Source organism: Geobacillus vulcani PSS1, from assembly GCF_000733845.1.
GTDB lineage: Bacteria > Bacillota > Bacilli > Bacillales > Anoxybacillaceae > Geobacillus > Geobacillus vulcani.
This window is the reverse complement of sequence record NZ_JPOI01000001.1, coordinates 1,793,570-1,817,677: the sequence shown is the minus strand read 5'-3', so window position 1 is coordinate 1,817,677 and position 24,108 is coordinate 1,793,570. Positions and strand designations below refer to the sequence as shown.

Genomic DNA, 24,108 nt, shown 5'->3' with positions numbered 1-24,108 from the left:
GGGCTGGATTCAAAATCCATTTAACCATTGCTGCTTTCATCCGCCGGCTGTTCATTATCCATCGCCTCTTCCTGCTGCGCGGCGTCGCGTTGGACAAGATGCATGACAACGGCCTCCATGTTTTTGAACGCCCAGTAACAACGTTGCAGCGCGGTCACATATTCCCGCTCGTTCCGCTCGTTCCGCGAAGCGGCCTCATATCGCTCCAAACAACGGACAAACCCGCGCGGCTCCGCCAAATGGCTGTATAAAAACGCCCGCTCCCCGTCGGACAGCGGCAGCTCCTTCTCGTACTCCTCCATCCCTTCAAGCCACTCGCGCCCCAGCGGCGGCATCGTTCGCACGTGAAAACGGAGAGCGGCGATCACGTCAAAGAGCGGTGAATTCCAATGCGCCCGCTCCCAACTGATCCAATACGGCGGGAGATGGTGGGAGAGACGCGCTTTGCCATGCACCCAAGCGATGCGCCATTGCTTCGTCTCTTTCAGCGTCTCTTCCCAGGCATCGAGCCGCTCCTCAGCAAACGCGTACGCGCGCATCACCTCATGAAAATAGGTGCAACATTGAAGTTGAAACGGTGACATGTACCACGCCGCTTCGTACCGTTCGACCCGCTCTTCCCATACGGCTCGCGTCCGTTGCCATTCGTCCCTTTTTTGCTTTCGGTACGCCGCCGCCTCTTCCTCACCCACCTCGATCGTGCGGACGGTGGCGCGATGGAGGCGGGCGAGTTCGCGAAAAAAGGTGTGGATCACATCCTTCTCTACCTTCGATTCGCCGTCATGCCATGCTTGCAAATAATAAAGGCGCCTGCCTTCTGTGGCAAACAGCGACCGCTGCTGCGTAAAGTACAATGGGAGGCAGCGGCGGCCGCCATGTTGCAGAGACTGCCAAATAGCAGCGGCTTCTTGCTCGCTTTCAAGCGGCTTTAAGGCGAAAACACCGCGGTTCGTGTATACCTTGACGGCTTTGCCTCGCTGCTCCATGCGCTCTGGACGAAGACCGTACTGGGCGAGCACAGCCTCATATCGGTCAGCCTGTGCGGCCATTCGTTACGCCCCCTTACTGATCGGCAAAAGAAACGGAAAGCGTTCCTTTCATGAGAAAGGACGGCTTCCCGCCATGGCCGGAATATAGAGCAGCTGCCCCTCGTGCACGTCATCTGGGCCTTCCAAATCGTTGGCGCGCAAAAGCTGCGAGACGGTCACATCATACCGTTCGGCAATCTTGTCCAATGAATCTCCTTGCTGGACGATGCAAATTTTCAGTTTCGTAAACTCTTCTGCCTCGCTTTTCGCAAACAGCTTCGTCAAGTAAAGCGCATTTTCGCTTTTTGTTTTCGTTTCTTCTTCCTCTTCTTCCTCTGCCACCTTTTTCGCCGCCCCGATCGATACTTTCGCCTCAGTTGGCGGCAGCAATGAAGCGATGTCTTCCTCCGTCTGTGCGCTGACCGCCTTCGTTTCCGTCTCGAGCGGCAAAAACGGCTCTTTGGCCTCCTCTTCTTCCTCAGCCTCCGCTTCTTCATGGCGCATAGCGGCTGGCTCCATGACGGAGACCGGCGTTTCGTCGGCGGCAAACGCGGGCTGTTCAGCCGCCTCATCGGCGAGATCATCCGCCGAAGCAAACACTTCCTCACCGGCCGCTTCCTTGCGGGCGATCGATTCAAACGGGGCAAACAGCGGCTCATCGTCCTCCTCATCGTCCGGCAAATCATCGTCAAGCGGCGCTTCACTGATCCCACTGATCGAAATGTCGGCAGTGATCAGCAATCTTCCGTTTTCATCCAAATCATAATCAAACGATTCAACCGTCACGTATACATCCTCAAGGGAACGAATGCGGTTTTTTGGAATCGTAATATCGATTGGAAACCGGTGCGACAGTTCGCTGATCCCGTCTTCGCGCACCGCAATGTGCTGAATGAACCGATAGCTGGCCAGCTCAAACACGTCGTCATCCGCTTCGGCCTGCCCTTCGTCCGCTTGGCGGAATTCGCCGCTCAACTCAAGCGCGCCGCGGATCGTAATATATTGGTCGTACTCATCGACGGAAATGACCGGATCAAGAGAAATGGATAAAAACTCGGCGACTTCCTGTCCTCTTTTAAACCAGACCGATTCTTCCAATGAAAAACGCAAATACGATTGCTCCAACCGGGCCTCCTCCTTCCGTCCCTTCGGCAAATGGTTTCTATGACATTATCCATTGTATGAACGGAAAAGAGGCGGTATGATAAAAAATTGGGCTGCCGACCGTCGGCAGCCCCTTTCCTTATCCACGCAGACGGGCAAACACCCGCTCAGCAGCGGCAATCGTATATTCAATATCATCATCACTGTGCGCCGTCGACAAAAACAGCCCCTCAAATTGCGACGGCGGCAGGAAAATACCCTCATTCGCCATTTCCTGATAATAGGCGGCAAACAGCTTCAAGTCGGACGTTTTCGCTGTCTCGTAGTTGACCACCGGCTCGTTCGTGAAGAAAAAGCCGATCATCGATCCAGCGCGGTTGATCGTATGCGGAATGCCGTACTTCTCCGCCGCCTGATGAAGACCGTCCGCAAGGCGCGCCGCTTTGCGGCCAAGCTCTTCGTACGTTTTCGGCGTCAGCTGGCGGAGCGTCTCGTACCCGGCCGTCATGGCGAGCGGGTTGCCGGAAAGCGTGCCGGCTTGGTACACCGGGCCGCTCGGCGCGACAAGCTCCATGATCTCGGCTTTGCCCCCGTACGCTCCGACTGGCAAGCCGCCACCAATCACTTTGCCAAGGCACGTCAAATCCGGCTCAATGCCGTAATACCCTTGGGCGCAATGGTAATCGACGCGGAATCCGGTCATGACCTCATCAAAAATCAATAAAGCGCCGTATTGTTTCGTCACCTCGCGCAGCCCTTCCAAAAAGCCAGGCACTGGCGGAACGACGCCCATGTTGCCGGCGACCGGTTCGACGATCACCGCGGCGATGTCTTCGCCAAACCGCTCAAACGCATAGCGGACGCTGTCCAAGTCGTTGTACGGCACGGTGATCGTATGCTGGGCGATCGACTCCGGCACGCCCGGGCTGTCCGGCAGGCCGAGCGTCGCCACGCCAGAGCCGGCTTTAATGAGCAGCGAATCGCCATGGCCATGGTAGCTGCCTTCAAATTTGATAATTTTGTTGCGCTTCGTATAGCCGCGCGCTAAACGGAGGGCGCTCATCGTCGCCTCGGTGCCGGAGTTGACCATGCGCACAACCTCGACGGACGGCACCCGCTCGATGACGAGCTTAGCGAGCTCATTTTCAAGCAATGTCGGAGCGCCAAAACTCGTGCCTTGTTCCGCCACGCGCTTCAACGCTTCCACGACCTGCGGGTTGGCATGCCCTAAAATGAGCGGACCCCATGACAGCACATAATCGATGTATTCATTGCCGTCAATATCGTAAATTTTCGCTCCTTGGCCGCGCGCCATAAAAATCGGCGTCATCCCGACCGACTTGAAGGCGCGCACCGGGCTGTTCACCCCGCCTGGCATCAATTTCACCGCTTCTTCGTATGCTGCCTTTGACCGTTCATAGCTCCGCATCATTCCGTCCTCCTCTTTATTCCGCCAGCCAGCGGGCGACATCTTTAGCAAAATACGTAATGATCAAATCCGCGCCCGCCCGTTTCATCCCTGTCAACATTTCCATGACGACCGGTTTCTCATCGATCCAACCGTTTTGTGCCGCCGCTTTGACCATCGCATACTCGCCGCTCACATTATAGGCGACAAGCGGAAGCGGAAAACGATTTTTGATGTCGCGGATGATGTCCATATACGCAAGAGCTGGCTTCACCATCAAGAAATCAGCGCCTTCTTTGACATCCGACTCCGCTTCACGGAACGCCTCAAGGCGGTTGGCCGGATCCATTTGGTACGTCTTCCGGTCGCCAAACTGCGGTGCGCTGTCGGCAGCATCGCGGAATGGACCGTAAAACGCCGACGCGTATTTGATCGCATACGACATGATCGGCACATACTCAAACCCTGCTTCATCAAGCCCTTGGCGAATGGCGGCCACAAAACCGTCCATCATATTCGACGGCGCGATGATGTCAGCGCCGGCTTGCGCTTGGCTGACAGCTGTTTTGACAAGCAAATCAAGCGACGGATCGTTCAGCACGCGCTCGTTTTCGACAACGCCGCAATGGCCGTGGCTCGTATATTCACATAAACACGTATCGGCAATGACGACTAGATCTGGGTGTTCGGCTTTGATTTGGCGGATCGCCCGCTGAACAATCCCTGTGTCGCAATACGCCTGTGAACCGACTTCATCTTTTTCATTTGGCACTCCAAACACCATGACGGCAGGGATGCCAAGCCTGGCGATGTCGTCCATTTCCTCAGATAAACGGTCAAGCGACAAATGATAAACCCCTGGCATCGACGGCACTTCCCGCTTCATGCCGCTTCCCTCGACTACAAACAGCGGATAAATGAGATCCTCGACGCGAAGATGCGTCTCACGCACCATCGCCCGAATCGCAGCCGTTTGCCGCAGACGGCGATGGCGGTCAAATGACAGTGCCATTCATCGTCCCTCCATGGAAAAATATTGTTCCATCGCTTCCATTATACCATCGGTCGTGTAATCCGTCGGACAAATATGGACTGGAATGCCCGCCCGTTCAGCCGCTTCTTTCGTCACCGGCCCAATGCAGGCGACCGCAACACCGGAAAGAAGGGCGTCCGCTTCTTGATCGAGAAGGCGGGCAAGGCTGTCGACCGCCGACGGGCTCATCAACGTCACCACATCAATCTTCCGACTGTGCAAAAGCGCCAATAGCTGCTCCCGGCCGCTTTCATCAGGCTCGGTCTCATACACCGTGAGTTCGTCGACGACAGCGCCGGCGCTTCGCAACGCCTCAGACAAGGTCGGACGAGCCAAATTGCCTTTGACAAACAGCACTCGATCGCCTTGTTTGACGTGCGGCATAAGCAAGTCAGCCAACCGTTCAGCCGTGTAATCGTCCGGCACGAGCGCCGGGGAAAGGCCGTATTCGGCGAGCGCCGCCGCCGTTTTCCGCCCAACGACAGCCATCTCCGGCAGTGGACGCGGCAATGAAACATGTGGAAAAAAGAAGCGAACAGCGTTGGCACTCGTGAAGATGAGCCAACGATATTCACCAAGCCGCCCAGCCGCAGCGGCGATTTCTTCCGGCGCCGTCGGTCGGATGGCAATGAGCGGGATCTCGACCGGCACGGCGCCGACAGCGCGCAGCTTGGCAGAAAACGATGCCGCCTGCTCCTTGCCACGCGTCACGAGCACCGTTTTGCCAACGAGCGCGCTGTATGTCATGATTGACTCAACTCCTCTTTTACTCGCTCAATGAGCGCTTTCGCCCCTTGATCGCTGAGCATCGCGGCCGCCTGCCGGCCGACCGCTTCTGGATCAGCGCCGGTGACGATTTCTTTATACCTTTCTTTGCCATCCGGTGAAGCGACAAGGGCCGTGAGGCGCACCATGCCGCCGTCTGCTTCGGCATAACCGGCAATCGGCACTTGACAGCCGCCTTCCATTTGTTGCAAAAAAGCGCGCTCCGCCCGAACAGCCCGCTCGGTTTGCTCGTCGTTCAGTCGGTTGAGCCATTCACGCAATTCCTCATCCTCTTCGCGGCACTCGACGGCGAGCGCCCCTTGACCGACCGCTGGAACGCAGACGTCAAGCGGCAAATAATCGCTGATCACCTCATCGCTCCAGCCCATGCGCGCAAGACCCGCCGCCGCTAACACGATCGCATCGTAATCTTCGTTCTCGAGTTTCGCCAATCTCGTATCAATATTGCCGCGAATCCACTTAATCGTCAAATCCGGGCGATAGGCAAGCAGCTGCGCCGAGCGGCGCAGGCTGCTCGTGCCGACAACCGCTCCTGTTGGCAAGTCGGACAACGGGCGGTTTTGCTTGCTGATGAGCACATCGCGCGCATCTTCGCGGCGCGGCACCGCGCCGATCACTAAACCTTTGGGCAGCACAGCCGGCATATCTTTCATGCTATGGACCGCCATATCGATGCCGCCGGCGAGCAATTCGTGCTCGATCTCTTTCACAAACAACCCTTTGCCCCCCACTTTCGAGAGCGTAACATCAAGCACCCGATCGCCTTTCGTGACGATTTCTTTCACTTCAAACGTAAACGGCGCCCCAAGCTGTTTCAACTCGTTGATCACCCACTTCGTCTGGGTCAAAGCAAGCTTGCTGCGCCGCGAGCCAACGACAATGTTCCGCATCTCGTTCCACCTCAATTATGAATACCAAAAATGAAATTTTGACAAACTGCCAAACAAGAAAAAGTTGACAAGCAAAAATAAAAACGAGCCAATGTTCCATAGCGCGATCGCCTTTCCTTGCATCTGCCGGACGGCTCGCTTGTAAAAATAGACGCCATAGACGAGAAGAACGACAAACGACCCGAGCACTTTCGCATCATACCAATGGAAATGGTCGATTTGAATGTACGCCCAAATCACGCCAAGAATGAGCCCTAATAACAACATAGGCAAGCCGAGCACATTTAAAACATAGGACAAAAAATCAAGCCGCGACAAATCCGCCATGCGCCAAAGACGCGCCCCCCACTTTTTCTTTTTCAGCAAACTGTACTGCAACATGTAAAGCACCGAAAACAGAAACGACAGGGTAAACGCCGCATACGCTCCGAGCGAAAGGGTGATGTGGATGATCAGCAGCTCCGAAACGAGCCGCTCTGCAACAGCCGGCGACTGGGAAGACGGTGCGAACGTATGAACGGCCAAAATAAAAAACGCCAGCACATTGGTAAAAAAAACGATGAAATCTACGCGCAGCAGCCGATTGATGACGAGCGACAGCGTAATGAGAAGCCAGGCGTAAAAATAAAGCCCTTCCGACACTGTTAAAATCGGAAAGCGCTTCGTCTCCATGATGCGAGAAACAAACGTCACTGTCTGCAAAAGCCAAACAATAGAAAGCAACCAGAAGGCGATGTCGTTCGCCTTCCGGTTTTGCTGCAAAAAATCGATGAAGTAGAAAAGGATCGAGGCGATGTAAAGCAAAATGGACAGCTCATACAACAGCGCCACCATCCATCCCACCTTACAGCTGCCATGATGGGCGGGCGGCACGGACCGCTTCCGCGTCTTGTTCATCGCGCTGCACGGATTTTGCCTGCTGCATATGCCGCTCGGATTTCACCGCATCTTCGATATTGAAAATTTTCATAAACAGCTGAAGCGCCTCCTCGGCATTCGGGCCGGCGGCGAGTTCCTTCGCCTGCAAAATCGGATCGCGAAGCAGCTGGTTAATAATGCTTTTTGTATGCTTATTCAACACTTTCCAGTCACGCTCCGACAAATGCGGCAGTTTCCGCTCCAAACTTTTCATTGTTTCCGCTTGGATAGCCAGCGCCTTTTCGCGCAAGGCGGCGATGACTGGAACGACGCCGAGCGTCTGCAGCCATTGGCTGAACGCCATAAGTTCCGCTTCGATCATCCTTTCAATGCGAGCCGCTGCCTTTTGCCGTTCCGCCAAGTTAGCCGCCACCACATCTTGCAAATCGTCAATGTCGTACAAAAACACGGTTTCCAAATCAGCCAACGCTGGATCCAAATCGCGCGGCACCGCGATGTCGACCATAAAGAGCGGGCGGCCTTTGCGCATTTTCTCAAGCGGCGCCACCATTTCTTTCGTCAAAATATAGCCTTTGGCTCCCGTCGAGCTGATGACGATATCCGCTTCCAGCAAAGCGCATGACAATTCACCAAGCGGCTTCGCTTCGCCGGCAAACTGCTTAGCCAGCTGTTTCGCTTTTTCAAACGTCCGATTGACGACCGTCACCTTGCCGACGCCGCTGCCGTACAAGTTTTGCGCCGCCAGCGTCCCCATTTTGCCTGCCCCGATAATCAGGACGTGCTTGCCGGCAAGGCGTCCGAAAATCTTCTTCGCCAGCTCAACCGCCGCATAGCTGACCGATACAGCATGCGCGCCGATGCCCGTTTCCGAGTGGGCGCGTTTGGCAAACGTCACCGCCTGCTTGAACAGATGATTGAAAATCGTGCCGCTCGTCCCGACCTCTTGAGCGAGCAAATAGCTGTCTTTCACTTGCCCTAAAATTTGCGTTTCCCCAAGCACCATCGAATCAAGGCCGGCTGCCACGCGGAACAAATGCTGGATGGCCGCCTCTCCTTCAAGCACACGCAAATACGGAGCAATCGCTTCCACTCCAACGTCAAACCATTCGGCTAAAAATGCTTTGATATAGTAACGGCCGGTATGCAGTTGATCGACCACTGCATAAACTTCCGTCCGGTTGCACGTCGAGACGATCACATTTTCGAGCACGCTTTTTTGCTTGGCGAGCTGTTTCATCGCCGCACCGAGTTCCGCTTCGGCAAACGCGAGCTTTTCGCGGATTTCTACAGGGGCGGTTTTATAGTCGACGCCAACGACTACGATTTGCACGATGCCAACCCCCTTATTGACCGAATCCCTTTTATCATTATATCACAACCGTCCATCGTTCCAGTTTGAAAAAATTGTGAACATGCCTCTAAAGCTATGCTAAACTGTAGACAGTGATCATTCTATCATAAACATGTCCAAAAGGGAAACGGAGGACGCGACGATCATGAAAACCCGAACGGTATTCTCCGCCATCTTGTTCATCGGCCTCGGGCTGTATTTTCTTGCCGGACAGTTGGAAACACCCTTTTTCCGTTTCTTTCAAGGGTGGCCGGCCTTGCTTGCCATTTGCGGGGCAGCTTTGCTCGGCCAAGCGCATGCAGCGCGCGAATATGCTTACCTTTTCCCCGGCTTTCTTTTGCTTAGCTTTGGCGCCCAGCTGTTGCTCTCCGGGGCGTTTTCGTTTTGGCCCCGCGGCGTGAACATGTTTTTTTTCCTCATTGCGCTCGCTTTTTTCGCCAGCAGCCGGAAACAAAAAGGTGGAGCCGGCTTCGGCGTGCTTTTTTTGCTTCTCGCTGTCGTGCTGACGTTTTCCGGGCGCGGCCAGCCGTTCTTTCACCTCGTCCAAGCCGGTCTTTCCTCTGTCTGGCAATTTTGGCCGCTCGGACTCATCGCCATCGGCGTCTATCTATTATGGGCTAGGCGAAAATAGCCTTGAAAGTGAAAACACCAGCCGAATCGCTGGTGTTTTCATCATGAGGACACAAACGGCAAAAGCGCCGCCCATGCTTCGTCTTTCCCTTGCCCGGTCTCCGCGGAAAACAAAAGGAGCGGGTCGCCGTCAGCCATTCGCAGCGTCTCGCGCGCGATTTTCGCGTGTTTTTGATGCTTGCCGCGCGGCACTTTATCCGCTTTCGTCGCGATGACGATCACCGGGATCTCGTAATGTTTCAAAAACTCGTACATCATCACATCGTCTTTCGTCGGCGGATGGCGCAAGTCAACGAGCAGGACCGCCGCCTTAAGCGTCTCGCGCGTGGTAAAGTACGTCTCCATCATTTTCCCCCATTTTTGCCGCTCCTGCTTCGACACGCGGGCAAAGCCATAACCGGGCACGTCCACAAAGTAAAACGAGTCGTTAATCAAATAAAAATTCAATGTCTGCGTTTTGCCTGGCTTTGAGGAGGTGCGCGCTAAGTTTTTTCTGTTGATCATTTTGTTGATGAATGATGATTTGCCAACGTTCGAACGGCCAGCGAGCGCCACCTCCGGCCGTCCGCCGTCCGGATATTGTTCTGGCTTGACGGCACTGGTCACAAGCTCTGCTTTCTTCACATTCATCGCTTCCACCCCACCAGCGCGTGCGGCAACACCTCATCGAGATGGGAGACGAGCACAAAGCGCAAGTCGCTCTTCACCGTTTCTGGAATGTCAGCCAAATCTTTTTCATTGTCTTTCGGCAAAATGACTGTTTTCAATCCGGCACGGTGGGCGCTTAACGTTTTCTCCTTCAACCCCCCGATCGCAAGAACGCGGCCGCGCAGCGTAATTTCCCCGGTCATGCCGACGAAGCGGCTCACCGGCTTGCCCGTCAACGCGGAAATGAGTGCGGTCGCAATCGTGATGCCGGCCGATGGCCCATCTTTTGGCACCGCGCCTTCCGGGACATGAATATGGATATCGTACGTTTCATGAAACTTCGGGTCAATGCCGAGCTCCTCGGCGCGCGAACGCACATAGCTGAACGCCGCTTGCGCCGACTCTTTCATCACATCGCCGAGCTTCCCGGTTAACACGAGCTTGCCGTTGCCTTTTGCAAGCGACACTTCAATCGCAAGCGTATCGCCGCCAAACGCGGTGTAGGCAAGCCCGGTCGCCACGCCGACTTGGTCTTCCGCTTCGGCCTGGCCGTAGCGGTATTTTCGCTTCCCTAAAAATTCCTCAAGATTGTTTTCTGTGATCACCACCCGCTTTTTCTCGCCGGAGACGATGAGGCGGGCCGCTTTTCGGCAGATAGCGGCGAGCTGCCGCTCCAGCTCCCGGACGCCGGCTTCGCGCGTGTAATGGCGGATGATAGCCAACATCGCCTCATCACGAACTTGGAGCGCCGCCTTTTTCAGCCCGTGCTCGGTGATTTGTTTCGGCAGCAAATGCCGCTTGGCGATATGCAGCTTCTCCACTTCTGTGTAGCCTGGTATGTGGATCACTTCCATCCGGTCCAAGAGAGGCTGCGGAATCGCCGCCAAATGGTTGGCCGTGGCGATAAACATGACTTTCGATAGATCGTACGGCTCTTCAATGTAATGGTCGCTGAACGTATGATTTTGCTCCGGGTCAAGCACCTCCAGCATGGCCGCCGATGGATCGCCACGAAAATCGCTCGACATTTTGTCAATTTCATCAAGCAAAAAGACAGGGTTGATCGTACCGGCTTTTTTCATTCCTTGGATAATGCGGCCCGGCATGGCGCCGACGTACGTGCGGCGATGACCGCGAATTTCCGATTCGTCGCGGACGCCGCCGAGCGAAACACGGACGAAGCGGCGGCCGAGCGCTTTGGCGATCGATCGGGCGAGCGACGTTTTGCCGACCCCCGGCGGTCCAGCAAGGCAAAGAATCGGGCCTTTTAACGATTTCGTCAGCTGCTTGACGGATAAAAATTCAAGCACTCGTTCTTTCACTTGATCGAGCCCGTAATGCTCCTCGTTTAAAATCGCTTCCGCCCGCTTAATGTCGTGGATGTCTTCCGTTTCTTTCGACCACGGCAAGGCGATGAGCCAATCGAGGTAGTTGCGGATGACCGCGCTTTCCGCTGAGGTGGCCGGAATTTTTTCATAACGGTCAAGCTCCTTCAATGCCGTTTGTTTCACGTGCTCCGGCATGCCGGCCGCCTCAATTTTTTCTTTCAGCTCCTCAACTTCGCCTGTTTTTCCTTCTTTTTCGCCAAGCTCTTTTTGAATCGCCTTCATTTGCTCGCGCAAATAATACTCTTTTTGCGTCCGCTCCATCGACTGCTTGACGCGGGCGCTGATCTTTTTCTCAAGCTGGAGCACTTCTTTTTCGTTGTGCAAAATTTGGATGATTTTATTGAGGCGCTCTTTCACGTCGATCGTTTCTAAAATGCGCTGCTTTTCCTCAAGCTTAAGCGGCAAGTGCGAGGCGATGATGTCCGCCATTCGCCCCGGCTCATCGATGTCGACGATCGAGGCGTAAATGTCGACCGACAGCCGCTTGGACAAGTTTATGTACTGCTCGAAATATTCCAGCATCGTCCGCTTGAGCGCCTCATCTTCTAAATCTTTCGCCGCCCGGTCGGCAAACTTTTCAACTTTGACGAGAAAGTACGGCTCCTCGCTGATCACTTCCGTGATGAGCGCCCGGGCGACGCCTTCGACAAGCACGCGGAACGTGCCGTTCGGGAGTTTTAGAAGTTGCTTGACGCGCGCGATCGTCCCCATTTTATATAAGTCATCCATATCCGGTTCGTCGATGGCAACGTCTTTCTGCGACGTCAGCAAAATCATATGATCCTCGACCATGGCTTGTTCGAGCGCTTTGACCGATTTCTCGCGCCCGACATCCAAATGGAGCACCATCGTCGGAAACACGAGCAGCCCCCGCAGCGGCAAAAGCGGAACGACCGTCTCCTTTTTCTTTCCGTTCACGCCGAACACCTCCATCTCTCGCTTCTATTCGTTTATTGTATAGTACGGTAGCCGGGTTTGTAAAATTTGACGAATGAGAAAGAGCGCGACACTCCGTCTGCAGGCAAAGAAAAACCGACTTCAGCGACGATCCGCTTGCGCCGAAGCCGTACATAAAAGAGGGGCCGGGCGAACCGCCCGACTCGGTTACGAGCGGACCGCCCGCTTTGGTTGCCAATCGTTCGCCTTGCCGCCGTTTCCTTTGGCTAGACGAGCTTTTTCTCCGAGCGGTCCATAGCTGCGGGCAGCAGCGCGGGGCCGCGGCGGAGCGCCTCTTCGCCGAACACATGGACGAGCACTTCCTCAAGGCGGCGGACGGCGATGATTTGAATGCCGTTGACTTCGCCTAGAAGCGATTGCATATTCTCAATCGGGATGATGACTTTTTTCGCCCCGGCTTGTTTGGCCGCTTTGATTTTGGCGAACACGCCGCCGACCGGTTTCACGCAGCCGCGGATGCTGATTTCTCCGGTCATCGCGACCGTATGATCGACTGGCAGCTGGTAAATGGCGGAATAAATGCCGACCGCAATCGCCACTCCGGCTGAAGGACCGTCAACCGGCGCCCCGCCCGGAAAGTTGACATGAATGTCGTAGCGGTCCGCTGGCACGCCCATCGCTCGCAACACCGTAATGACGTTTTCCGCCGAGCCGCGCGCCATGCTTTTGCGCCGCACCGATTTTTCTGCGCTGCCGATGCTTTCCTCTTCGATAATGCCGGTGACATTGATCGATCCTTTTCCTTTCGCCGGCAAGGCGGTCACCTCAATTTCGAGCAGCGCACCGGTGTTCGGACCGTACACGGCAAGGCCATTGACGACGCCGACCGCCGGGGCAGACGCGATTTTCTTCTCATAACGCGGGGTCATCTGACTTGATTGAATCACCCATTCAATATCTTTGTCTAAAATTTTCTCCCGGTTTTCTGTAATAGCGAGACCAGCAGCGATTTGCATCATGTTGACCGCCTCCCGTCCATTGCGCGCATAGGAGGAAAGGAGGCGAATGCCGCTTTCTGACACATTCAAGCGAATTTTTTCCGCCGCCTTTCTGGCGATCAAGGCGATTTCGTCTTGATCGAGTTCACGGAAAAACACTTCCAAGCAGCGGGAGCGAATGGCCGGAGGAATTTCGTTCGGCGTGCGCGTCGTCGCCCCGACAAGACGGAAATCAGCCGGCAGCCCATTTTGGAAAATATCGTGAATATGGCTTGGGATTTGCGGATTTTCTTTGCTGTAATAGGCGCTTTCAAAAAATACTTTCCGGTCCTCCAACACTTTCAACAACTTGTTCATTTGGATCGGATGAAGCTCGCCGATTTCGTCGATGAATAAAACGCCGCCGTGGGCGTTCGTCACCGCCCCTTGCTTCGGCTGGGGAATGCCGGCTTGCCCCATCGCCCCGGCCCCCTGGTAAATCGGGTCGTGCACCGAGCCGATGAGCGGGTCAGCGATGCCGCGCTCGTCAAAGCGCGCCGTCGTCGCGTCAAGCTCCACGAACACCGCATTTTTCTTAAACGGGGAGAGCGGATTTTTTTTCGCTTCCTCAAGCACAAGACGAGCCGCCGCTGTCTTGCCGACGCCAGGGGGGCCGTAAATGATGACATGCTGCGGGTTTGGCCCGCATAAAGCCGCTTTTAACGCCTTGATGCCATCTTCCTGACCGACGATGTCAGCAAAACTTTTCGGCCGCACTTTTTCCGCCAGCGGCTCGGTGAGCGAAATCGAACGCAGCTTGCGGAGCTGTTCCATCTCTTTGCGCGACTCTTTATCAATCGAGACTTTTTGCACACGCTGCCCTCTTAGCAAATTCCAAAAATAAAGGCCGATGATGACCCCGAAAAACAGCTGAATAAGAAGCACGATGTTCGTCCAATCCATGCCCCGATATCCTCCTGCCTCTAGATGGTATGTAGTATGATAGTATCTCCGTGAACGGACGGGAATAAACAAAAAAAGCGCCGGCCGGCGCCCAGGGCATGGGCGGCAAAAAAAGAAACCGCCGGAAAAAGGCGGTTTTCCATCAGGCAGATGTTTTCCGTTCCAACTCGATGACGGTGCCGTCATGGCGGATGAGTGTCGGCGGCTTCGTGCCGCGCACGGTCTCTAGGGTAATAATGCATTTTTGCACATCTTCGCGCGACGGCAACTCAAACATCACATCGAGCATAATCCCTTCGATGATCGAACGAAGACCGCGCGCGCCCGTTTTCCGTTCAATCGCTTTTTTCGCGATTTCGCGAAGCGCCGCTTCCTCAAACTCGAGCTCAACACCGTCAAGCTCAAGCATTTTTTGGTATTGCTTGACAATGGCATTTTTCGGTTTCGTCAAAATGTCAATCAACGCCTGTTCGTCGAGCGGCTCGAGCGTCGTAATGACCGGCAGGCGGCCGATGAACTCCGGAATGAGCCCAAACTTGAGCAAGTCTTCCGGCAGCACTTTCGACAACAAGTTTTTCTCGTCGACATCCGTCTGGTTCATTTCCGCGCCAAACCCGATCACTTTTTTGCCAAGGCGGCGCTTGATGATCGGCTCGATGCCGTCAAACGCCCCTCCGCAAATGAACAAAATGTTCGTCGTGTCGATTTGGATGAACTCTTGATGCGGATGTTTGCGGCCGCCCTGCGGCGGAACGCTGGCAATGGTCCCTTCTAAAATTTTCAACAGCGCCTGTTGCACGCCTTCACCGGATACGTCGCGGGTGATGGAAGGGTTTTCCGATTTACGAGCGATTTTGTCAATTTCATCGATGTAAATGATGCCTTTTTCCGCCCGTTCGACGTCATAATCAGCCGCTTGGATGAGCTTTAACAAAATGTTTTCGACATCCTCGCCGACGTAGCCCGCTTCCGTGAGCGACGTCGCGTCAGCGATGGCAAACGGCACGTTCAAAATGCGCGCCAATGTTTGCGCCAACAGCGTTTTCCCGCTCCCGGTCGGCCCGATCATCAAAATGTTGCTTTTCGACAGCTCAACATCGTCGATTTTGCTGCCGGAATTGATCCGTTTATAATGGTTGTAAACAGCAACGGCGAGCGATTTTTTCGCCTCGTCTTGACCGATGACGTACTCATCTAGAATTTCCCGAATTTCCAACGGTTTCGGCACGTCTTTAAATTCAAATTCTTCCTCATTGCCAAGCTCTTCTTCCACAATCTCGGTGCACAATTCGATGCACTCATCGCAAATGTAAACGCCCGGACCGGCGACCAGCTTGCGCACTTGATCTTGTGTTTTGCCGCAGAACGAGCATTTCAATTGCCCTTTTTCATCATTAAACTTAAACATGTCATTTCACCCCTTGCCAACGAAATCGCACGTGCGTATGTATCGTGTCTCGCCACCCTTTGTTGCAAAAACGTATGTATTCGCTATTTTACCATAAACATTTATGAAAAAGCGAATGAAAAAACTGTTATTCGTTAGAAAAGTTTGAAAATTACTGTTCAGCTGCCATTGGTGAGAGAAAGAACAAGGCACGAACGTCTCGCGCCTTGTTCTTTCCTTACATTTATTATTATGCCGCAACCTTGCTGTGCTCTACAAGAAAATCGACCGTTTTTCGCCATTTTAAATCTTCTTTGACGCCATCTAAGCTGCCGAGCAGCTCTTTGATCTTGTCGACGCTCAGCTTGTAGGCTTCCGCCATTTTTTCCAGCTCTTTGTTCACTTCCTCATCGGTTACTTCGATGTTTTCCGCTTTCGCGATCGCCTCGAGCGTCAGCGCCGCACGCACCCGTTTTTCAGCATCCTCTCTCATTTGCTCGCGCAATGCCGCTTCGTCTTGGCCGGAGAACTGATAGTACATTTGCAAGTTCATCCCTTGCATTTGCAGGCGCTGATCAAACTCGCGAAGCATCCGGTCTGTTTCATTTTTGATCATGACCTCTGGAATATCCATTTCGGCGTTGGCCGCCGCTTTTTCGACAACCGCGTTGCGCAACGCGGTTTCCGCTTCATTCTTTTTCGCTTCTTCCAGCCGAGCGCGGATTTTCGCCTTCAGCTCGTCGAGCGTTTCGACTTCGTCATCGACGTCTTTGGCAAACTCATCGTCAAGCGCTGGCAGCTGTTTCGCTTTCACTTCATGCACTTTCACTTTAAATGTCGCCGCTTTGCCGGCCAATTGCTTCGCATGGTATTCTTCCGGAAACGTGACTTGAATTTCTTTTTCTTCACCGGCTTTCATGCCGACAAGCTGCTCTTCAAAGCCCGGAATGAACGTTCCAGAGCCGATTTCAAGCGAATAGTTCTCCGCCTTGCCGCCTTCAAACGGTTCGCCGTCAACAAACCCTTCGAAATCGATGACGACCGTATCGCCGTTTTCCACCGTCCCGTCTTCTTTAACGACAAGTTCGGCGTAATTTTCTTGCAAACGTTTCAATTCGTTTTCGACATCTTCGTCCGCCACGGTTGTATCCATTTTTTCCACTTCAAGCCCTTTGTATTGACCGAGCTTCACTTCCGGCTTTACAGTCACTTTCGCTTTGAAAATTAAACTTTTGCCTTTTTCCATTTGCTCAATGTCAATCTCTGGCATTGACACCGGTTCGATGCCTGCCTCTTCGACCGCTTTGGCATACGCCTCTGGCAGCAAAATGTCGAGCGCATCTTGATAGAGCGCTTCAACGCCGAACCGTTTTTCAAACAGAACGCGCGGCACTTTCCCCTTGCGGAAGCCCGGAAGCGTGATGTTTTTCACCACTTTTTTAAACGCGGCGTCCAAGCCTTTGTTCACTTTCTCGGCGTCAACCTCAACGGTCAATACGCCTTCGTTCCCTTCAAGCTTTTCCCATTTGACTGACATCCTTGTTCCCTCCACCTGAAATCATTGCTCGGACCATAGCGCAATCCGCTTGTCCATGACTTTTTATGATGCCCGATTATGTAGACCATTATGCGAAAACAGATACATAGCACAGCCATTATATTATAACATACAAAAGCCATGTTTCAACAGAGAACGAGTCATTAGAGGAAGGAAAGTTCTTCGATTTCGTATAGCTTTTGGCAAAGCCTTGCCATCTTCGCCTCCTCCACACCATAGCGATCGGCCAAAGCGGTTGTGTCAGCATCCAAGCCTAAAAACCGATTCGCCATCCAATGAAGGGCGGCAAGCCATGCATCGACGTCCGCCGGATCAGGCGGGAACGGATACAAAACGTATGCATAGCGAAGCCAAATTTCCGCCGCTGTTTCGTATAAGCTCGGGCTTTCCGCCGCAAGCTGCTGTTCAAGCCGACTCAGCAGCGATGAAGCAAATTCCGTCTCCGTCTGTTCGTCCAACATGGACGGGACGACCTCCACACAACGGCCAAACTTTTCAACCGTCACCGTTTCGCTGACTCGCTTCCCTGTCAACAAGCGAAGAAGCATCGTTTTCGCCATCGGGCTTTTTTCCGGTGTGCATAAATATTGCTTGAGCAGCGGGAGCACCGGGGTGATGTCTTCTTTTTCGAGCTGCTTAATGAGCTGCAGCTGCTCCGCAATGTCCCCAGACTCAAGCAGCCGTTTCACCTGCTTCCACTCCGCTGGCGGAAGCGTGCGGGCGTTCATTTTTTCACTGAAGCGAAGCAGCTGGTGAAGCTGTTCGCGCAACGAAACGGATAGGGACGGACGGCGCAAGGCGTTGTGGATCACCATTTCCGCCTTGCTGTATCGGTTTGTTTGCAACAGCACGGCGAGATACATTTGCAACAGATCGCTGTTGTTCGGCTGTTCGTCAAGCAAGGCGGCGAGGCGCCGCTCCGCCTCATCGTATTCCCCAAGCTCATAGCAACAAACAGCAAGCCCAAACCGGATGGGGAAGCTGTCATCACCGAGCTGCTCAGCGGTGCGCAAAAAGCGGAGCGCTTCCTTATACCGCTTCGCCTCGAGCGCGGCAAACGCCTCTTCCATCAGCCGTTCTTTCGTTTGCGGAAACATGATGATTTTTCCTTTTTTTTCGTTCATCTTCGCCCGCTCCTATGTGTGTTTACCACAAGTGTAACAAGTTTTCTTAACCGAAACAAGCTGACCCTTTTGGCACTTGCTGCCGCCATCCGTTTTCTTCATCCTCCTATAGGCAAAACAAATCGGCTGTTCCTGCCAAAATAACGGCGGAACAGCCGATGTTTGCCGCCACGTTGCACTGCAAAAGACAGACGCTTACGGCCGTGGGCTATGCTGTTGTTCATACGCTTGAATATACGGTTCATATACAAACGTTAAATCAATTTCATCCCATCCTTTTAACAGCAGCTGTTTTCGATACGGGTCGATGTCAAACCGGCGCGAAAACCCTTCATCGTCAAATACCCGCTGTTCTTCAAGCGAAATGGTCAGTTCATAATCGGGGCGCTCGCTTTGGCGCAACAGGTAGCGGACGTCCGCTTTATCCAGCCGGATCGGCAACAGCCCATTTTTTAAGCAGTTGTTGTAAAAAATGTCGGCGAACGATGGAGCAATGATTGCGCGGAATCCGTAATCTTGCAGCGCCCACGGTGCATGTTCGCGCGATGAGCCGCAGCCGAAGTTTTCATCGGCGACTAAAATCGTCGCCCCTTCGTTTTCCGGGCGGTTGAGCTCAAACTCTGGATTTGGCGTGCCGTCGCTCAAATACCGCCAATCGTAAAAGAGAAACTGGCCAAAGCCGGTGCGTTCAATCCGCTTCAAAAACTGCTTTGGAATGATTTGATCGGTATCAATATTCGCCCGATCGATGCCGGCGGTTTTTCCACGGTGGATTGTAAACGGCTTCATCGTCCTTTCCCCTTCCGTTATGGATGTTACTGATGGCGGAGGGGCGCGGCCTCCTAGGATGCCGCGCCGCCCCTTTTGCAGTCACGATCGTCGATTTAACAGACCGGCTCGGCTTCAAGCTGGCGCACATCGACAAAATGTCCGTAAATCGCGGCCGCCGCTGCCATCACTGGGCTGACGAGATGCGTGCGCGCTCCTTTTCCTTGCCGCCCTTCAAAGTTGCGGTTCGACGTTGACGCACAGTGCTCGCCTTCCGGGATGATGTCCGGGTTCATGCCCAAGCAGGCGCTGCAGCCGGAGTCGCGCCATTCAAAACCGGCGTCAATGAAAATTTGCGCCAACCCTTCCGCTTCGGCTTGCTTTTTCACTTGCTGCGACCCAGGCACGACGAGCGCCCGTACGCCTGGGGCTACTTTTTTGCCTTTGACGATGCTCGCCGCCGCGCGCAAATCGCTAAGGCGCGAGTTCGTACATGAACCGATGAAGACGTGCTGCACCGGAATATCCGTAATCGGCGTGCCCGGCTTGAGCCCCATATACTCAAGCGCCCGACGCACCGCGTTTTGCTCTGTTTTGCTTTCAAATTGCTCGGGATGCGGCACGACACCGTCAACCGATGTGCTCATCGCCGGGTTCGTGCCCCACGTCACCATGGGGGCGATCGTCGAGGCATCGATTTCAATCGTTCGGTCGTATTCCGCCCCTTCATCGGTGGCAAGCGCCTTCCACCGCTCCACGGCCTTGTCAAACTCCTCACCTTTTGGCGCATATTTGCGCCCGCGCAAATAGGCAAACGTCGTTTCATCCGGGCTGATGAGTCCAGCCCGGGCCCCGGCTTCGATCGACATGTTGCAAATCGTCATCCGCTCTTCCATCGACATGCGGCGAATGGCCTCCCCGGTAAACTCGATGATGTAGCCGGTGCCGACGCCGACGCCATAGCGGCCGATGATGGCCAAAATGACGTCTTTCGCCGTCACCCCTTTGCCAAGGTGGCCGTTGATGCGGATTTGCAGCGTTTTCGGCTTATGCTGCCAAAGCGTTTGGGTCGCCAGCACGTGTTCGACTTCGCTCGTGCCGATGCCAAACGCCAAGGCGCCAAACGCCCCGTGCGTCGAGGTGTGGCTGTCGCCGCAGACGATCGTTTTTCCCGGCTGAGTCAAGCCGAGCTCGGGGCCGATGACGTGAACGATCCCTTGCTCGTCGCTATGCAAATCGGCGAGCGGAATCCCAAATTCGCGGCAGTTGCGCTCCAAGGCGGCAATTTGGTTACGCGCCACTTCGTCGGTGATCACAAATCGATTCACGGTCGGCACGTTATGGTCCATCGTCGCAAACGTCAAGTCCGGCCGCCGCACCGTCCGCCCTTTTTGCCGCAACCCTTCGAACGCTTGCGGCGAGGTCACTTCATGGACTAAATGCAAATCAATGTACAATAAATCCGGTTTGCCTTCCTCACGATAGACGACGTGGGCTTCCCAAATTTTATCAATGATCGTTTTCGGCTTCATTGGCTTTCACCTCGCACGTCTTAGGCATAAACGGTCATAATTTGCGCAATGGCTGTATCATCCAGCACCGCCGTTTTGATTTCTTCGACCATTTCGTTCGTTGATACGACGCGGACGCCGCTTGGCGCCAAGTCGGCAGTGCGCAAACCTGCCTCAAGCGCCTGATGCACCGCCTGTTCGATCGCTTCCGCCTCGGTGGCAAGCCCGAACGACAGGCGAAGCATCATCGCAGCGGACAAAATCGCCGCGATCGGATTGGCTTTGTTCATGCCGGCGATATCCGGCGCTGAACCGTGCACCGGCTCATACAAGCTCGGACCAGAAGCGGATAAGCTGGCTGACGGCAGCATCCCGAGCGATCCGGACAACATGGAGGCTTCGTCGCTTAAAATATCGCCAAACATGTTTTCCGTGACGATGACGTCAAACTGCTTCGGCGCGCGGATGAGCTGCATGGCCGCATTGTCGACAAGCATATGTTCAAGCTCGACATCTGGGAATTGTTTGGCCACCTCCTCGGCCACTTCCCGCCATAGACGGCTTGACGAGAGGACGTTCGCCTTGTCGACCGACGTCACTTTTTTCTTCCGCCCGCGTGCGAGTATAAACGCCATGCGGACGATCCGTTCGATTTCCTCCTTTTTATATAGCAAGGTATCCACTGCTTTTTCTTCGCCGTTTTCGACGACGCGGCCGCTCGGCTGGCCGAAGTAAATGCCGCCGGTCAGCTCACGGACGATGACAAAATCGACTCCTTGCACGAGATCCGGTTTTAACGGCGAAGCGGAAGCCAAACGATCATAACAAACAACTGGCCGCAAGTTGGCATATAAGTCAAGCTGCTTGCGAATGGCAAGCAATCCTCTTTCCGGGCGCAAATGCGGAGGGTTGTCATCCCACTTCGGACCGCCGACCGCCCCGAGAAGCACCGCATCGCTTTCCCGACAAAGGCGAAGCGTTTCCTCAGGGAGCGGCGTCCCCGTTTCATCGATCGCCGCTCCGCCAATCAATCCATATTCAAACGTAAATTCGTGGCCAAAGCGAATCCCGACCGCTTTCAATACCTCTACCGCTCCGGCCGTCACTTCTTGGCCGATGCCGTCCCCTGGCAAGACAGCAATCCGATAGTTTCCCATGCTGACCCCTCCATTTTATGGTGTTGTTACTTTCTCGTTTTCACCGCGCATCGCTTCGATCATAAACACACGGTTGATGGCGTTGATGTACGCTTTTGCAGATGCTTCCAACACGTCTTGCGCGGTGCCGCGCCCGCTCGTCTCGATGTCATGGGCGCGCACTTTGACAAACACTTGCGCCAATGCATCGCGGCCGCCGCCGACCGATTCAATCCGATAGTCAAGCAGCATCACCGGCGTTTGGAAACAACGTTCCAATGTATTGTACAGCGCCTCGACGCTGCCGGCGCCGGTCGCCGCTTCTTGGATTTCGTTCCCCTTCCCGTCTTTCAGCACAACAACCGCCGTCGGAATTTGATTCGTCCCGTATTGCACTTGAATGGAAGACAATTGATAAAAATCTTTGAAGTGGTCGAACTTCTCTTCGAAAATCAACGCGATTAAATCGTCGTCGGTAATGTCCTTCTTTTTGTCGGCCAATTCTTTAAAGCGGACAAACAGCTGATTGATTTCTTCGTCGGACAACGTGTAGCCGAGCTCCTCGACCCGATTGCGGAGCGCATGGCGGCCGGAATGTTTGCCGAGCACCATCGAGTTTGACGGCACGCCGACAAGCTCCGGAGAAATGATTTCGTATGTCGTTTTTTCTTTTAAGACGCCGTCTTGATGGATGCCCGATTCATGCGCAAACGCGTTTTTGCCGACCACCGCTTTGTTCGGCGGAACGACCATCCCAGTCAGCTTGCTGACAAGATTGCTTGTGCGCTTAATTTCCTGCAAATTGAGGCGCGTTTCCACCTGATAGTAGTCTTTGCGGATGTGAAGAGCGACGGCGATTTCCTCGAGCGCCGCATTGCCGGCCCGCTCGCCGATGCCGTTGATCGTACACTCGACTTGCGTCGCCCCGTGTTCAATGGCTGACAGCGAATTCACCACCGCCATGCCCAAGTCATCATGACAATGAGCGGAGAGCGAAACATTTTCAATATTCGGAACATTGTTTCGTAAATAGAGGAAAATCTCCCCGTATTCTTTCGGCGTAATATAGCCGACCGTATCGGGAATGTTGATCACCGAGGCGCCCGCTTTAATGACCTCGGCGACGATTCTCGCCAAAAACGGCAACTCGCTCCGGCACGCGTCTTCCGCCGACCATTGGACGATCGGGAAAAAGCGTTTGGCGTATTTCACCGCTTCCACTGCCGTCTCAATCACTTGTTCCGGCGTCATCCGCAATTTATGCACCATATGGATCGGCGAGGTGGCGATGAATAGGTGGAGCCGCGGCTCTGCGCCGCCCTTTAACGCCTCCCATGCCGCATCGATGTCGCTTCGAACCGAGCGCGACAACCCGGTGACCGAGCATGTTCTCACCGTTTCCGCGATTTGTTTGACCGCCTCAAAATCCCCTTTGGATGAGGCGGGGAAGCCCGCCTCGATGATGTCCACCCGCAGCCGTTCAAGCTGGCGGGCAATTTCTAATTTTTCTTGCAAATTCAAATTCACGCCAGCGGATTGTTCCCCGTCACGCAATGTGGTATCAAAAAACTTAATGTTTCGCACCTGGCACCACCGCCTCCACTTGTTTTGCTTTCACAAACGGCATCATGCTTCGCAGTTCGCGTCCGACGATTTCGATCAAATGCTCGTTTTCACGCCGGTTGATGGCGTTGAACTCCGGACGGTTCGCTTGGTTTTCCAAAATCCAGCTCTTCGCGAATTTGCCGGTTTGAATGTCATCGAGCACCTTTTTCATTTCTGCTTTCACCGCGTCATTAATGATGCGTGGGCCCGTGATGAAATCTCCCCATTGCGCCGTATCAGAAATCGAATACCGCATCCACGACAACCCGCCCTCATACAAGAGGTCGACGATCAGCTTCATTTCGTGCAAACATTCAAAATACGCGACTTCCGGTTGATACCCGGCTTCAACAAGCGTCTCAAACCCCGCTTTAATGAGCGCAGTCAGCCCGCCGCAAAGCACCGCTTGTTCCCCGAACAAGTCCGTTTCCGTTTCTTCTTTGAACGTCGTCTCCAGCACTCCAGCCCGAGTGGCGCCAATCGCCTTCGCGTAGGCGAGCGCCGTTTCTTTGGCGTGTCCGGTCACATCCTGATAGACAGCGATGAGCGCCGGCACGCCCGCTCCTTCGGCATACGTGCGCCGCACGAGATGGCCTGGGCCTTTCGGCGCAACCAAGAAGACGTCAACATGATTCGGCGGGACGATTTGGCTGAAATGGATGTTAAAGCCGTGCGCGAATACAAGCGCGTTGCCCGGCTCGAGCGCCGGCTCGATTTCCTCTTTGTACACGGCCGGCTGCTTCTCATCCGGCAGCAGCACCATGACGAGATCCGCCTGCTTCGCCGCTTCGCGGACTGAATACACCTCAAATCCGTCTTGTTCTGCCTGCTCCCATGATTTTCCTTTCCGCAGTCCGACGATGACGCGAACGCCGCTGTCGCGCAAGTTTTGCGCATGAGCGTGGCCTTGCGAGCCGTAACCGATGATCGCGACCGTTTTCCCTTGCAGGTATTGTTCGTTTGCATCCCCGTTATAGTAGACTTTTGCCATGATTACCCTCTCCTTTGTTCTGTAGTTTGACCATCCCTACGCTTGG

At 54.3% G+C, this 24,108-nt stretch carries 20 protein-coding genes; 1 reads left to right on the top strand and 19 read right to left on the bottom strand.

The window, feature by feature from the left end; genetic code table 11:
- Nucleotides 1–20: 20 nt before the first annotated feature.
- The 8 genes from ysxE to hemA form a co-directional block, all read right to left on the bottom strand.
- Nucleotides 21–1,049 carry a spore coat protein YsxE gene (gene ysxE / locus N685_RS0109775; RefSeq protein WP_031407916.1) on the bottom strand — a complete coding sequence of 343 codons (1,029 nt, stop codon included), beginning with the start codon at nucleotides 1,047–1,049 and terminating at the stop codon, nucleotides 21–23.
- A 48-nt stretch (nucleotides 1,050–1,097) separates the two neighbouring features.
- On the bottom strand, nucleotides 1,098–2,153 hold the full coding sequence (gene spoVID, locus N685_RS0109770; RefSeq protein ID WP_031407914.1) for a stage VI sporulation protein D: 1,056 nt from the start codon (nucleotides 2,151–2,153) through the stop codon (nucleotides 1,098–1,100).
- A gap of 118 nt (nucleotides 2,154–2,271) precedes the next feature.
- Nucleotides 2,272–3,561: a glutamate-1-semialdehyde 2,1-aminomutase gene (gene hemL / locus N685_RS0109765; protein WP_031407912.1), complete on the bottom strand. Its 1,290-nt coding sequence runs from the start codon at nucleotides 3,559–3,561 to the stop codon at nucleotides 2,272–2,274.
- 16 nt (nucleotides 3,562–3,577) lie between these two features.
- A complete protein-coding gene (hemB, locus tag N685_RS0109760) occupies nucleotides 3,578–4,552 on the bottom strand; it encodes a porphobilinogen synthase (RefSeq protein WP_031407910.1) in 975 nt (324 codons plus the stop codon).
- On the bottom strand, nucleotides 4,553–5,320 hold the full coding sequence (locus N685_RS0109755; protein WP_031407908.1) for a uroporphyrinogen-III synthase: 768 nt from the start codon (nucleotides 5,318–5,320) through the stop codon (nucleotides 4,553–4,555).
- Nucleotides 5,317–6,249, bottom strand: a complete 933-nt coding sequence (hemC, locus tag N685_RS0109750; RefSeq protein WP_031407906.1) for a hydroxymethylbilane synthase — start codon at nucleotides 6,247–6,249, stop codon at nucleotides 5,317–5,319. The genes N685_RS0109755 and hemC overlap by 4 nt, the downstream gene beginning before the upstream one ends.
- A 15-nt stretch (nucleotides 6,250–6,264) precedes the next feature.
- A complete protein-coding gene (ccsA, locus tag N685_RS0109745) occupies nucleotides 6,265–7,083 on the bottom strand; it encodes a cytochrome c biogenesis protein CcsA (RefSeq protein ID WP_031407903.1) in 819 nt (272 codons plus the stop codon).
- Between the two features lie 10 nt (nucleotides 7,084–7,093).
- Nucleotides 7,094–8,458 (bottom strand): glutamyl-tRNA reductase, encoded by a 1,365-nt coding sequence (gene hemA, locus N685_RS0109740; protein ID WP_031407901.1) that lies wholly within the window; start codon nucleotides 8,456–8,458, stop codon nucleotides 7,094–7,096.
- Nucleotides 8,459–8,624: 166 nt separating this feature from the next.
- Between hemA and N685_RS0109735 the strand changes: the two genes are divergently transcribed.
- Complete coding sequence (locus N685_RS0109735; RefSeq protein ID WP_031407899.1) at nucleotides 8,625–9,110, top strand: LiaI-LiaF-like domain-containing protein; 486 nt, start codon at nucleotides 8,625–8,627, stop codon at nucleotides 9,108–9,110.
- Nucleotides 9,111–9,151: 41 nt separating this feature from the next.
- On the opposite strand, the gene yihA is transcribed toward N685_RS0109735, so the two are convergent.
- The 11 genes from yihA to ilvC all read right to left on the bottom strand — a co-directional run bounded on the left by yihA (nucleotide 9,152) and on the right by ilvC (nucleotide 24,062).
- Nucleotides 9,152–9,739, bottom strand: a complete 588-nt coding sequence (gene yihA / locus N685_RS0109730) for a ribosome biogenesis GTP-binding protein YihA/YsxC (RefSeq protein WP_031407897.1) — start codon at nucleotides 9,737–9,739, stop codon at nucleotides 9,152–9,154.
- On the bottom strand, nucleotides 9,736–12,078 hold the full coding sequence (lon, locus tag N685_RS0109725; protein WP_031407896.1) for an endopeptidase La: 2,343 nt from the start codon (nucleotides 12,076–12,078) through the stop codon (nucleotides 9,736–9,738). The genes yihA and lon overlap by 4 nt, the downstream gene beginning before the upstream one ends.
- Before the next feature lie 230 nt (nucleotides 12,079–12,308).
- Nucleotides 12,309–13,982 carry an ATP-dependent protease LonB gene (lonB, locus tag N685_RS0109720; protein WP_031407894.1) on the bottom strand — a complete coding sequence of 558 codons (1,674 nt, stop codon included), beginning with the start codon at nucleotides 13,980–13,982 and terminating at the stop codon, nucleotides 12,309–12,311.
- Between the two features lie 142 nt (nucleotides 13,983–14,124).
- Nucleotides 14,125–15,390: an ATP-dependent protease ATP-binding subunit ClpX gene (gene clpX, locus N685_RS0109715; protein WP_031407892.1), complete on the bottom strand. Its 1,266-nt coding sequence runs from the start codon at nucleotides 15,388–15,390 to the stop codon at nucleotides 14,125–14,127.
- A 229-nt stretch (nucleotides 15,391–15,619) separates the two neighbouring features.
- Complete coding sequence (gene tig, locus N685_RS0109710) at nucleotides 15,620–16,906, bottom strand: trigger factor (RefSeq protein WP_031407890.1); 1,287 nt, start codon at nucleotides 16,904–16,906, stop codon at nucleotides 15,620–15,622.
- Nucleotides 16,907–17,070: 164 nt separating this feature from the next.
- Nucleotides 17,071–18,051: a tetratricopeptide repeat protein gene (locus N685_RS0109705; RefSeq protein ID WP_031407888.1), complete on the bottom strand. Its 981-nt coding sequence runs from the start codon at nucleotides 18,049–18,051 to the stop codon at nucleotides 17,071–17,073.
- 195 nt (nucleotides 18,052–18,246) lie between these two features.
- Entirely contained in the window at nucleotides 18,247–18,840 is a 594-nt protein-coding gene (leuD, locus tag N685_RS0109700; RefSeq protein WP_031407886.1) for a 3-isopropylmalate dehydratase small subunit, read from the bottom strand.
- A 95-nt stretch (nucleotides 18,841–18,935) separates the two neighbouring features.
- The gene (gene leuC, locus N685_RS0109695; protein WP_031407884.1) at nucleotides 18,936–20,351 is read right to left on the bottom strand and encodes a 3-isopropylmalate dehydratase large subunit; all 1,416 of its coding nucleotides are present in this window, start codon (nucleotides 20,349–20,351) and stop codon (nucleotides 18,936–18,938) included.
- Nucleotides 20,352–20,371: 20 nt separating this feature from the next.
- Nucleotides 20,372–21,487, bottom strand: coding sequence for a 3-isopropylmalate dehydrogenase (leuB, locus tag N685_RS0109690; RefSeq protein ID WP_031407883.1), 1,116 nt, complete (start codon nucleotides 21,485–21,487; stop codon nucleotides 20,372–20,374).
- Between the two features lie 15 nt (nucleotides 21,488–21,502).
- Nucleotides 21,503–23,050: a 2-isopropylmalate synthase gene (locus N685_RS0109685; RefSeq protein ID WP_031407881.1), complete on the bottom strand. Its 1,548-nt coding sequence runs from the start codon at nucleotides 23,048–23,050 to the stop codon at nucleotides 21,503–21,505.
- Nucleotides 23,037–24,062: a ketol-acid reductoisomerase gene (gene ilvC, locus N685_RS0109680; RefSeq protein ID WP_031407880.1), complete on the bottom strand. Its 1,026-nt coding sequence runs from the start codon at nucleotides 24,060–24,062 to the stop codon at nucleotides 23,037–23,039. The genes N685_RS0109685 and ilvC overlap by 14 nt, the downstream gene beginning before the upstream one ends.
- Between the last annotated feature and the right edge of the window lie 46 nt (nucleotides 24,063–24,108).

Coding starts and splice junctions, on each gene's coding strand:
- ilvC (WP_031407880.1), bottom strand. CDS start 24,062: ATGGCAAAAGTCTACTATAACGGGGATGCAAACGAACAATACCTGCAA.
- leuB (WP_031407883.1), bottom strand. CDS start 21,487: ATGGGAAACTATCGGATTGCTGTCTTGCCAGGGGACGGCATCGGCCAA.
- tig (WP_031407890.1), bottom strand. CDS start 16,906: ATGTCAGTCAAATGGGAAAAGCTTGAAGGGAACGAAGGCGTATTGACC.
- lonB (WP_031407894.1), bottom strand. CDS start 13,982: ATGGATTGGACGAACATCGTGCTTCTTATTCAGCTGTTTTTCGGGGTC.
- leuD (WP_031407886.1), bottom strand. CDS start 18,840: ATGAAGCCGTTTACAATCCACCGTGGAAAAACCGCCGGCATCGATCGG.
- N685_RS0109755 (WP_031407908.1), bottom strand. CDS start 5,320: ATGACATACAGCGCGCTCGTTGGCAAAACGGTGCTCGTGACGCGTGGC.
- N685_RS0109705 (WP_031407888.1), bottom strand. CDS start 18,051: ATGAACGAAAAAAAAGGAAAAATCATCATGTTTCCGCAAACGAAAGAA.
- lon (WP_031407896.1), bottom strand. CDS start 12,078: ATGGAGGTGTTCGGCGTGAACGGAAAGAAAAAGGAGACGGTCGTTCCG.
- leuC (WP_031407884.1), bottom strand. CDS start 20,351: ATGAAGCCGAAAACGATCATTGATAAAATTTGGGAAGCCCACGTCGTC.
- hemL (WP_031407912.1), bottom strand. CDS start 3,561: ATGCGGAGCTATGAACGGTCAAAGGCAGCATACGAAGAAGCGGTGAAA.
- N685_RS0109735 (WP_031407899.1), top strand. CDS start 8,625: ATGAAAACCCGAACGGTATTCTCCGCCATCTTGTTCATCGGCCTCGGG.
- clpX (WP_031407892.1), bottom strand. CDS start 15,390: ATGTTTAAGTTTAATGATGAAAAAGGGCAATTGAAATGCTCGTTCTGC.
- ysxE (WP_031407916.1), bottom strand. CDS start 1,049: ATGGCCGCACAGGCTGACCGATATGAGGCTGTGCTCGCCCAGTACGGT.
- hemC (WP_031407906.1), bottom strand. CDS start 6,249: ATGCGGAACATTGTCGTTGGCTCGCGGCGCAGCAAGCTTGCTTTGACC.
- yihA (WP_031407897.1), bottom strand. CDS start 9,739: ATGAATGTGAAGAAAGCAGAGCTTGTGACCAGTGCCGTCAAGCCAGAA.
- hemB (WP_031407910.1), bottom strand. CDS start 4,552: ATGGCACTGTCATTTGACCGCCATCGCCGTCTGCGGCAAACGGCTGCG.
- ccsA (WP_031407903.1), bottom strand. CDS start 7,083: ATGGTGGCGCTGTTGTATGAGCTGTCCATTTTGCTTTACATCGCCTCG.